Source organism: Sediminibacterium goheungense (genome assembly GCF_004361915.1).
Classification (GTDB): Bacteria; Bacteroidota; Bacteroidia; order Chitinophagales; family Chitinophagaceae; genus Sediminibacterium; species Sediminibacterium goheungense.
Window position 1 is genome coordinate 1,072,515 of record NZ_SNWP01000011.1, and the last position, 11,783, is coordinate 1,084,297.

Annotated in this window: 9 protein-coding genes; 2 read left to right on the forward strand and 7 right to left on the reverse strand. The window is 39.4% G+C overall.

Annotated features, from left to right (window positions below; translation table 11 throughout):
- The first annotated feature begins 19 nt into the window (after positions 1-19).
- Positions 20-1,360, forward strand: a complete 1,341-nt coding sequence (locus tag BC659_RS12335) for an ABC transporter permease (RefSeq protein WP_133475058.1) — start codon at positions 20-22, stop codon at positions 1,358-1,360.
- 95 nt (positions 1,361-1,455) lie between these two features.
- Here the strand turns inward: BC659_RS12335 and BC659_RS12340 are convergent, their stop codons facing one another.
- The 7 genes from BC659_RS12340 to BC659_RS12370 all read right to left on the reverse strand — a co-directional run bounded on the left by BC659_RS12340 (position 1,456) and on the right by BC659_RS12370 (position 10,103).
- A complete protein-coding gene (locus BC659_RS12340) occupies positions 1,456-2,769 on the reverse strand; it encodes a gluconate:H+ symporter (RefSeq protein WP_133475059.1) in 1,314 nt (437 codons plus the stop codon).
- A gap of 23 nt (positions 2,770-2,792) precedes the next feature.
- Positions 2,793-3,950: an endo-1,4-beta-xylanase gene (locus BC659_RS12345; protein ID WP_133475060.1), complete on the reverse strand. Its 1,158-nt coding sequence runs from the start codon at positions 3,948-3,950 to the stop codon at positions 2,793-2,795.
- A 20-nt stretch (positions 3,951-3,970) separates the two neighbouring features.
- The gene (locus tag BC659_RS12350; protein WP_133475061.1) at positions 3,971-4,807 is read right to left on the reverse strand and encodes a fumarylacetoacetate hydrolase family protein; all 837 of its coding nucleotides are present in this window, start codon (positions 4,805-4,807) and stop codon (positions 3,971-3,973) included.
- A 5-nt stretch (positions 4,808-4,812) separates the two neighbouring features.
- Entirely contained in the window at positions 4,813-5,805 is a 993-nt protein-coding gene (locus BC659_RS12355) for an SMP-30/gluconolactonase/LRE family protein (RefSeq protein WP_133475062.1), read from the reverse strand.
- A 10-nt stretch (positions 5,806-5,815) separates the two neighbouring features.
- The gene (locus tag BC659_RS12360; RefSeq protein ID WP_133475063.1) at positions 5,816-7,534 is read right to left on the reverse strand and encodes an IlvD/Edd family dehydratase; all 1,719 of its coding nucleotides are present in this window, start codon (positions 7,532-7,534) and stop codon (positions 5,816-5,818) included.
- A 72-nt stretch (positions 7,535-7,606) separates the two neighbouring features.
- The gene (locus tag BC659_RS12365; RefSeq protein ID WP_133475064.1) at positions 7,607-8,737 is read right to left on the reverse strand and encodes a Gfo/Idh/MocA family protein; all 1,131 of its coding nucleotides are present in this window, start codon (positions 8,735-8,737) and stop codon (positions 7,607-7,609) included.
- Between the two features lie 325 nt (positions 8,738-9,062).
- Positions 9,063-10,103 carry a sensor histidine kinase gene (locus tag BC659_RS12370; protein ID WP_133475065.1) on the reverse strand — a complete coding sequence of 347 codons (1,041 nt, stop codon included), beginning with the start codon at positions 10,101-10,103 and terminating at the stop codon, positions 9,063-9,065.
- 151 nt (positions 10,104-10,254) lie between these two features.
- Here BC659_RS12370 and BC659_RS12375 point away from each other — a divergent pair, with 151 nt between their 5' ends.
- A complete protein-coding gene (locus BC659_RS12375; RefSeq protein ID WP_133475066.1) occupies positions 10,255-11,724 on the forward strand; it encodes a M28 family peptidase in 1,470 nt (489 codons plus the stop codon).
- The last annotated feature ends 59 nt before the right edge of the window (positions 11,725-11,783 follow it).

Sequence of the window (11,783 nt, forward strand, 5' to 3'; positions counted from 1 at the left end):
ACCACTAACTATACAACTCATGAATAAAATATCATTAGTAGCCAAACGAGAGTTCCTCACCAGAGTTCAAAAGAAGACGTTTCTTCTTACAACCATTGGTGTGCCCTTACTCATTTTTGCTTTTTATGCACTGATCATTTTCTTCAGTGTAAAATCTACCGATAACTTTACTATCGCTGTATTAGATAAGGCTAATATTTTTAACGGAAGCATCGACAGTAAGAAAGGCAGCGATGTAATTTTCAAATTTGTAAAAGATGATACTAGTGTTTTAAAAAATAAATTGGAACAAAAGGAATATGATGCTTATCTGTATGTTCCTGAAAATTATTCCATAACAGGTAAATCGACCGACTCCCTTCTGTTCAGATCCGCAAAAACGGTAGGTATCATGACAAGGGAAAAAATAGAGAACCGTATCAGTAAAACATTGGAAGAGAAGCGTCTGATGTCTATGAATATCTCTAAATCACAATTAGACAGTATTCAGAACCAGAAAGAGTCAATTACATTTTCAAGCTCATCCGGTAAAACGGAAAACCAGACAAAAGTTGGATTGAGTTATGGTGTTGGTTTTGTTTCCGGATTTATGATTTACATCATCCTGTTTATTTACGGAACCATGGTTATGCGGGGTGTGGTAGAAGAAAAAGTAAGCCGTATTGCTGAAGTAATTATCAGCAGTGTGAAACCATTTCAGCTAATGATGGGTAAAATTGTAGGGATTGGGGCTGTCGGTTTGTTGCAGTTTATTATATGGGGTATTTTGATTTTTGCCATACAGCTGCTGGTGCCAGTTTTATTCCCTCAGTTATTTGAACAGATGCAATCGCAGCCGGTTCAGCCAGGCATGATGGCTGCTGCTGAAACAGCTAAACAATCTGGTGCACTGAGTGGCATCATGAATGGATTAAGTGAAATCAACTTTACTTTAATTATAGGCTGTTTTATCTTTTATTTCCTTGGAGGGTATTTTATGTACGCTTCTTTATTTGCTGCTGTAGGTAGTGCAGCCAATGAAGATATGCAGGACGCACAAAGCCTTCTGTTACCGATTATGATGCCAATTATTTTTGGTATCGTCATTATGATGCAGGCTGTAAATAACCCTAATGGTAGTCTGGCAGTATTTGGAAGCCTCTTCCCGCTCACATCTCCCATTGTAATGATGGCGAGGGTAGCTCATGGTATTCCTGATGGTGTAACTGTGTTTCAACTGGTATTAAGTATGGTTTTTCTTATACTGGGCTTTTTCGGAACTACCTGGCTCGCTGCCAAAATATACCGTACCGGTATTCTTATGTATGGTAAGAAAGTTACCTGGAAAGAGCTGTGGAAATGGGCAGTGAAAAAGAATTGAAATAAGAAATAAGAAATATGGAATAAGGAATAGGAAATAAGGTCAGAAGCACAATCACTTTCTGATTCCTTATTTCCTATTCCTTATTCCTCTGTTTACATCACCAGATTTAATAGTAGTACCCCCACCAGTCCCAACACCGATATAATGGTTTCCATGACCGACCAGGATAAAAAGGTTTGTTTAAGGGTTAAGTTGAAAAATTCTTTAAACATCCAGAACCCTGAGTCATTTATGTGAGAGCCAAATACACTGCCAGTACCTATGGCCAATACCATTAATTCAGGCGATACATTTCCGGCAGTTACCAATGGTGTAACTACACTGGCTGCTGTAATACCCGCAACGGTAGCAGAACCTATGGCTACCCTTAATAAGGCTGTTACCAGCCATCCAAAGAGTAAAGGGTGCATTTGCCATTTGCTACTGAAAGCTGCTATATATCGATCTGTTCCACTATCCTGCAGCACCTGTTTAAAAATACCACCAGCCGTAATAATCAATAAAATAACAGCGATACCTGAGATAGCTTCATTTAGCCATTTGGTAATGGTGTCCATTTTTACACCTCTTTTAATACCGAAAACTGCAATTGCGATAAATACCGATAAGAGTAATGCAATAGTAGGATCACCAATGAATAAAAGAATTTTTTTCAAAAATGCATCTTCCGGAAGCAAATAGTTAGCAATCACAGAAAGGGTGATAAGTATCACTGGTAAGAGGCCAATTAAAAAACTGGGTAAGGCGGCAGGTAATTCGTCTGTTGATGGCTTTTCTGATGAAAATAAGGCTGATTTCATCCTGACCTCTGTTTTTCTGACTAAGCGCCCCAGCAAGGGACCAGCAACAATTACTACAGGAACAGTAATGATGAGTCCGTAAATCAATGTTTTTCCCATATCGGCCTTAAATGCGTTTACAAGGAAAACCGGACTGGGGTGGGGTGGAAGAAAACAATGTGTTGTAGATAAAGCAGCAGCCATCGGAATGGCTACATATAGTAAAGGCAATTTCGCCTTATATGCCACAGAGAATACAAGTGGTACAAGTATTACAAAACCTGCGTTGTAATAAAGAGGGATGCCAATAAAAAATCCTGTTAACATGATAGCCCACTGAATATTTTTCTGGCCAAATCCATTGATTAGTGTCGATGCTATTTTTTCTGCTGCACCACCCGTTTCCAGTATCTTACCCAGGATGGCTCCCAAACAAATAATCAAAGCAAGTCCGCCCAAAGTATTGGCTGCCCCTTTTTCAATCGATTTGATGATTTGTATGGGTTCCATACCCAGCAACAGGCCTGAAAGAATAGCTACAATTAGTAAGGATAAAAATGGGCTCACTTTTTTATAGGTCAGAAACAGTTGAAGACAGATGGCAAGTAGAATGATCAGCAGCTCCATATGATGTGATTAGATGGATGTTTTTATTTTTTGGCAGGAATATTCAATATGGCATGTAATGCTGGTTTAGGCTGCTTATTTCTATCCCATAGCAATGGATAGTTGGTTCGGTTGGGAATCGGATAATCGTTTTTCCAGCTCATAGCATCATAGATACCCCAACAGGTAATACGGGCAATCTTATCTTTTTTTTTATAGAAGATGTCGAACAGTTCCTTATATCGATTGGTAAGCTGATTTTGTATTGCATCAGGAAGCCCTTTCTGATAAGGGTCAAGAAAAGTTTTGAATTCTTCCAGTTGAAACTGTTTATCACTCATGCCCTGACCAATGATCTGCCCTTCTTTTGTAAGCGGTAATACATCTACATCCAATTCTGTAATCATTACTTTAACACCGGTTGCCGCATAAGCATCAATGGCAGCTTCTATATATTCATTTTTGGGGTAATTGAGCCCCCAATGTCCCTGCATACCAATTCCATCTATTCTGATACCTTCTTTTTGTAACATTTTCACCATACGTATAATGCCGTCTCTTTTGCTAGGGCGCCAGGCATTAAAATCATTATAGTAAAGTTCTGTATCAGGCGCATATTCGCTGGCAAATTTAAATGCATATTTCACAAGCGTATCACCATTTCCTATAGCATTTACCCAACTGGTAGGTCTGTAACTGCCATCATTATCAATCACTTCGTTTACAACATCCCATGCATGCACCCTTCCAGCATAACGACCGGCAACAGTTTGAATGTGTAAGCGTAAACGTTCCAGTTGTTCGGCCTTGCTATTGGGTTGACCTGATTTGTTGGTAAAAAACCATGTAGGTACCTGATTGTGCCATACCAGTGTATGTCCTACAATAAACATCTTATTGGCTTCACCAAAAGATACAAATGCATCTGCAGGCCCGAAATTAAAAACACCCGGTTGCGGATTGATCAGCGCAGCTTTCATCGAATTTTCAAGTGTAATACTATTGAAATGAATGGTAGTGATGTTTTGAGAAAGCCCGTCTTTTCCGGAAACAATTTCATCGTTTACAGCTGTTCCTATGAGGAAAGCATCTTTATAGGCTTCTTTAAAAGGAATAATTGCTGACTGTTTCTTTTGCGCGAAACTACAAGTACTATACAGCAGGGTAAAACCAAATGAAAACTGTATCCATCTTTTATTCATAAAACAGTAATTATAATTTATCAGGCAACACTATTCACTAATGTGCCTATTCCGGTAATACTTATGCTTATTTCATCACCACTTTGTAAAGTAAAACTGCTGTCGGGAACAATGCCAGTACCCGTCATGATAAGACAGCCGCCGGGAAAAGAGGCTTCACGATATACAAAGGAAACCAGTTCTTCAGGACTTCGTTTCATTTGAGAAAGTGTAATGCTTCCCTCAAAAATCAGCGCATGATTTCTTTGTATGGTTAATGAAATCTCTGTTTGTTTGTCGAGTGGCTGATCCGTTAAATACACACACGGACCCAGACCTGCACAAGCATCATAGGTCTTTGCCTGCGGAAGGTATAAAGGATTTTCACCTTCAATACTTCTGCTACTCATGTCGTTGCCAATCGTATAGCCTATAATTTTTCCTGATGAAGTTACAACAAGTGTCAGTTCCGGTTCAGGAACATCCCATGTGCTGTCTTTTCTTATCCTTACTTTTTCGCCACTTCCTGCTACACGATGAGGGGTGGCTTTAAAGAAAACTTCAGGTCTCTCTGCTTCATATACTTTTGCATAAAAATCGGCACCACCACTGTCTTTGCTCTCTTCCTGCCTGCCAATTTTACTCCTCAGGTAAGTAACACCACAGGCCCATAGTTCCTGATTTTGTGCAATGGGGGCTTTCAATAGCGAATGATCCAGTTTTTTAATGGGTATCACTTTTCCTGAGCTGATCCAACTGCTAGCAATTGATAAAACATCATCATTGTTGATGAAATTACTCCAGTCTTCACCTTCCCCTAAATACAACTGATCCTTTTCTTCCAGAATAATTCCGTTTTTTAACTGATAAGCCTTCATGGTGTTTATTTAAGTTTGATGCGTAATACACGCATATCATTCGTAATAAATAATATTTTTTCGTCGTCAGATAAAGCCACATTCGAAGCTGCTTCATCCAGTTTTATTTTGCCCAGTAATACAGCCTCTTTATTAAAGATCCAGATACCTCCTGGCCCACTTGCAAAAACAATTCCTTTGCTGTTAATTTTCAATCCATCCGGCAATCCTTTCGCTCCCTTTTCCATGATAGCAGAATAAAATATTTTTCCATTTACCAACAGGTCATCAACAAGATCATATATATACCAATTCGGCTTTAAGGGATCAGAATTGGCAATGATTAATTGTTTTTCTCCAGGCATAAATGCAATGCCATTGGGCCGTGTAATGCTGTCTGTAAGCAGGCTAATGTCGCCTGTTTTTGATAACCTGTAAACGCCATTAAAAGAAAGTTCTTTCTGTGGGTCATTGTCATTTTGCATTGGAAGACCATAAGGCGGATCTGTAAAAAATAAATTGCCTGCCCGGTTATAGACTGCATCATTGGGACTGCTAAAACGTTTGCCACGATATGTATTTGTTAATGTAATGAATACAGGCCTGGGATTGTTCAATGGCGCATCCATGCGTGCCATCTGTCTGTTACCGTGCTGACATAAGATCAGATGGCCACCTGCATCTAATAGTAAACCATTGCTGCCAGGTTCTTTACTTTTGCTGTAAGTGCCAGAAAATCCGGATGGTTTCAGGTATATTTCTACCCCTTTTTCGATGGTCCATTTATAAACCGTATTGGAGGGAACATCTGAGAATAAAAGCATTTTATCTTTTTTTACCCATAAGGGACCCTCACTCCATTCAAATCCTTCGGCGATGATTTCGGCTTTAGCTTCTTTATCAATAATATGATCCAGTGATGGGTTGATCCGCTCAATGAATCCGGCTGTTTTATATTGTGCATGCACGAAACAGAGTAGAGAGATAAAGCCGATGGTAAGTGAAATGTTTTTTTTCATGCTGAATAGATTAATGTGAATCTCTGGTAACAACAGACCCCGAACTTCCTTGAAGGAAATCAAGATCAGCACCTTTATCGGCTCCCATTACGTGTTTAATATACAGACTCACATATCCTCTCGTAGCGGCAGGTAGGGGTGGAACCCAATTGTCTTTTCTTCTGGCCAGTTCTTCATCTGACACATCAAGATGTAATTTTCTTAGTGTTACATCCAGTTCAATCATATCACCATTCTGAACGAGAGCCAGGTTGCCCCCAATAGCCGATTCAGGTGACACATGAAGTATTGCTGTTCCGTAAGCTGTACCACTCATTCTTCCATCACTAATGCGCACCATATCACGTATACCCTTTTCAAGAATTTTTTTGGGTAAAGCCATGTTTCCTACCTCTGGCATACCTGGATAACCAACCGGTCCTACATATTTTAAAACCATTACACAGTTTTCATCAATATCAAGTTGAGGATCATCAATTCTGGCATTGTAATCTTCAATACTTTCAAAAACAACTGCCCTTCCTTTATGTTTCATCAGGTGAGGAGAGGCAGCAGATGGTTTTATAACCGCACCATTTAAAGCAAGATTACCTTTTACTACTACGCAGCCTGCTTCTGGTATCAATGGTTTTTCATAGCTGGCAATTACTTCAGGGTTATAACAGGTTGTGTTGCCTTCAATATTCTGATGATGATTTTTGCCTGTTACAGTGATAATGTTTTTATGTAAATGTTCCTTTAATTCATTCAGTACCACAGGTAAGCCACCCGCATAATAGAAATCTTCCATTAAAAATTGTCCCGAAGGCATCAGGTTAACCAATAATGGAATTTTACTGCCCAGCGTATCAAAATCCTCCAGATTCAGATCAATACCTATTCTTCCGGCAATAGCCATCAGGTGAATAATAAAATTGGATGAACCACCTACAGCTGCATTTACTTTGATGGCATTTTCAAATGCTTCACGCGTTAGAATTTTATCAATGGTAAGATTTTCTTTTACCATTTCCACAATTCTTCTGCCACTGAGTTGTGCCATCACTTTTTTTCTTGAATCAGCAGCAGGTATGGCAGCGGCGCCGCTAAGTGTAAGCCCGAGTGCTTCTACCATACAGGCCATGGTAGAAGCAGTGCCCATTGTCATACAATGACCAATGCTTCTACTCATACAGCTTTCTGCATATTCACATTCTTCCTGTGTCATTTTCCCCGTTTTCATGTCTTCATCAAATTTCCAGACATGTGTACCACTACCAATGGTCTGACCTTTATAACGGCCATTCAGCATCGGTCCACCCGGAACTACAATAGTTGGCAGCCCAACACTGGCGGCACCCATTACCGTAGAGGGCGTTGTTTTATCGCAGCCGGTTAAAAGCACAACACCATCGATGGGGTTGCCCCTGATAGATTCCTCTGTATCCATACTGGCAAGGTTGCGAAAAAGCATGGCTGTGGGTTTCAGGAGTGTTTCTCCCAGACTCATTACAGGAAATTCAAGCGGAAAACCGCCAGCTTCCAAGACTCCTTTTTTTACCGACTCGGCATGCTCACGAAAATGGGCATTGCAGGGTGTGAGTTCACTGAAAGTATTACAGATGCCGATCACAGGACGCCCATCAAACATATCTGTAGGCATGCCCTGATTTTTCATCCAGCTTCTGTAAATAATTCCGTCTTTGTTTTTTTTGCCAAACCAATCCTGGCTACGTAGTTTTTGTGACATACTTATATTTTATTAATCGGCTTTGGTTTATTATGGCAACATCGTTGCGTCGCACACTTGAACTGTATTACATTAATCAGCTTTTATTGACACTCGCTTACCGGTTCGCATCGCTTCATAGATAGCCTGAAGGTATTTTACATCTCGTCTTCCCATTTCTCCGGGAACGATGGAAGGTTTGTTGTTTTTTATGGATAATGCAATGCCATCCATTTGTTGTGCCTGCTGATTTATTAACGGAAACTGCATATTACCCGCAGGTGTATATCCCTTCAAACCATTGTAGGTATAGGCAGCTGTTAATTCAAAGATTCCCTGTTCAGCTTCTGCTTTGAGAAAGTTCATATCGTCATCGTAACTGGTAGAGCCATAACCAATTAATCCGTTAGGAAATTCGAATTGCCAGGTTAAAGACTGCTCTACTTCACTGAATCTTTGCAGGTCTGTTTTTTTGCCTTCCTGTGCCGTAACGGCAATTGGTTCCATACCTGTGGTATAACACATACCTTGCGATACATAAATACCAAGATCCATTAAAGGGCCACCACCAGCATACTTTTTTTGTAAGCGCCATTGATGGGGTGTTGCTTTGAAACCCAATCCACCACTTATTTTTTTTATATCGCCATATTTCTTTGCAGTGCCCAGTCTGGCCATTTCCAGATTATAGGGATCGAAATGTAAGCGATATCCTATTGATAAAAAACGGTTTGCCTTTTTTGCTGCACTGATCATGCTGTCGCAATCAGCAACCGTAATGGCCATTGGTTTTTCGCATATTACATGTTTACCTGCTGCAAAGCCGCGGATGGTATATTCTGCATGCATATTGTTGGGGAGTACAACATATATAATATCAATATCAGGATTGTTTTTTATCTGATCATAGTTTTCATAGCTATAAATATTTTTATCAGGGATATTGTATTTTGCTTTCCAAACAGGAATTTTCGAAGGTGTGCCCGTAACAATACCGGCAAGGTAACAGTGAGACGTTTGTAAAAGAGCAGGAGCAAGCTGCCCGCTTGCATATCCGCCCAGACCAACCAGTGCAATGCCCAGTTTTTTCTGTAGTGGCATGTTTTTTTGTTTAGTAGCTATAGATGTAATCAAATCTTCTGTGTTCGCAAAGGGTATGCTTAAACCTGCGAGACCTAGGTTGCTGATAAACTTTCTTCTGGAAGAACGATATAACTTGCTCATAACGTAAATGTGTTACGTAATATAATCGTTATTTAAAGATAATTGGCAGTTTTAGCGTGTAGATTTCAATAGACGATATAAACTAATAAAATCGATCTTCCGGATAATAAAAGTTGCATTTATTGCATTTTTTTTACTCGTTTGTAGATTACAAAGTGCTGAATTTGAGTTTTTTATAATTGAGAGGGTAATGTAATTTGCATACAATGGTGCGAATCTTGCAAATCTCTGCTTTTTGTTGCTGCAATTTGTAAACAATGGGTTTCAGATCGCAGAGTGAAATTGCAAAATTTGCATTCCTGTCAGCAATAGGCAAAAGGGAAATTTATAAGGGTAAACAAACGGAGGCAACAATATGAGACTGATTGTCTTCAATAACTTTAAGATTGGCTGCTTTGCCATACAAAAGAAAAAGTCTCTTTCTGATTTCATCCAGCGCATTAGATTCATTTTCAAGATAAGAGGAAAGACTCCCTTGGCTGATTACCCCGAAACAATGAAGATCATCTTTATAATCTGAATACAATTCAAGAAAACGATATTCCGGGTTATGATGAATGCCATATTTAATGGCATTTTCAATCAGGTTTTGAATAACCATCGCAGGTACGGGTTGATCAAGCGTATCCTCATCAATACTATAGTTTATCTGCATCTGATCTGAAAATCTGATCTGCTCAAGAGATAGATAATCTTTGATGATAGATAATTCCTTTTCAAAAAGTGTTTTTTCTGCTTTGTCTACCTGAATACTGCTTCTCAATATATTGCTGAGCATAGTAATAGCTGTTCTTGCTCTGGATGGATTATCGGTAACAAGTGAACGGATACTATTAAGCCCGTTAAATAAAAACTGTGGATTGATATGAGATTTGATAGTTGTGATTTCAAGCTCTTTTAAAAGGTTTTCAAGCTTGGCCTGTTCAACATTCTGCTGCCTTGTTTTTTGCACATAATGATAAGTGAAATACAACAGGTTCCAGATCAGTACAAAATGAAAATACGAGAAAGCAAATCTTATTGCAATATTAAAGAAAGAAAAACTAGACAGGTTTACAGACTGAATACGTAAAAGCATCTCAGTTGTCACAATACAAAGACCAATGAGGAAGGAGAAAAACAATGATAAGATAGTTAAGGCAACCAGTTGTTTTTTAAAGTTTAATTGCAGAATCTTTGTTTGTTGAATTACCCAACGCATCAGATGTGTTAACCAGAAACCTATAAATACATGGGTAAGTAGCTGCTCGAAAAAATAAGGCTGGGGTTCAACCCTTATCGACAGGTAAAAGAAAACATAGATCAGGCAATATAAAGTCCAGCCGGTAATCTGAAAAGCCCAGTATGTCTTTTTATGGTTACTCATCGCGTCTAAGATATTAAATATGCGTTTATATGGATCATTATAGTATATGTGCGGTATTTGAGCATCTTTAACCGGCGAATAGGTCGCCGCTGTATTAATCTGTGAAACTTCAGGATTTATCTATAAATTTCAAGTTCAATAATTCATATTTATGAAGAAAAATGGCAGTTTTTTAGTACTGGCATCACTTTTTTTCACAAGTGTAAGTTTCGCACAGGTAAAAGAAGAGTGGAACGGTATTTTCCGATCTATCAATGAAGAAGTTCAAAAGAACTCAAAAGCGTATGCAACTTTAAAAGAAGCCACAGAAACAATTGGCCACCGTTTAACAGGATCGAAGAATGGTGAAAAAGCAGAAGCGTATGCATTCAAGCTACTCAAGTCTTATGGTTTTACGGATGTTCGGTACCAACCGTTTGAAGTCGAAAGCTGGAGCCGGGGTACATTAAGTGTACAAACAGGTGCCAATACCAATGCACTAAAAGAAGTCAAATCTGTAACACTTGCCCACTCTCCGGTGGCATCTGATATAACACTTGAGGTCGTAGATATGGGGAATGGCCTGGAAGAAGATTACATCGCCAATCCGGGAAAAACAGATGGTAAAATCGCCTTGGTTTATCTGGGTGTTTTACCGGGTTCGAAACCGGGAACCAGAAGTTTACATCGCTCTGAAAAAACAGCACTGGCAACTAAATATGGCGCCAAAGGCATCATCATCATCAATACAGCAGACGGCGGCATTCTGCTTACAGGAACAGCTTCTGTAACAGGAAAATTGATTCCGATTCCTGCGGTATGTATTGGAAAGGAAGATGGTATGAATTTTAAAGAGGCCGTAGCAAGAGAGAAGCAGTATGCACATATTAAAATGACCAATTTCTCGGGTATGATCAAGGCTCGGAATGTAATAGCAACCATAAAAGGAAAAACTATCCCTAATGAAAAGATCGTAGTAGGCGGTCATCTGGATAGCTGGGATCTGGCTACCGGAGCTATTGATAATGGTATTGGATCTTTTTCTGTACTCGATATGGCAAGAACATTCAAGGCCCTGAAATTACAGCCGCAACGTACCGTTGAATTTGTAATGTTTATGGGAGAGGAAGAAGGATTACTGGGTTCAAAGGCTTATGTGGCTGCGGCTGTGAAAGATAAAAGTATTGATCAGATCAGGTATATGCTTAACTATGATATGACGAATGATCCGAAAGGATATGCTACAACAGCCGTGGAAAGCCGTGAATTATTTGAAGGAATTGGTGCAATAGCAAAAAGTATTGATACGAGTTTCACCAATCAGTTCAGAACCGGTGCAGGATTACATAGTGATCATCAGCCTTTCATGTTGCATGGTGTTCCTACTGGTGGTGCAGCGGGTGGCAGACTGCCCAATAATGCAGGCCCCTGTTACCATGCAGATTGCGATGGTTTTAAACTGGTAGACGAGCAGGGAATGAAGAATACCGTTCGCTTCAATGCTATGTTATTGTTTGGTATTGCTGATACAGATGCCATCAAAGCGAAACATTTTACAGATTCAGAAACCAGAGATTTTCTTCTGAAAAGTAACCTTAAAGAACCCCTGAAAATTGCGGGGGAATGGCGCTGGGAAGACTAGAGGAACAGAAAAATAACCAACAGAGGAATAAGGAATGAGAAAGTATTTTTTTTACTTTC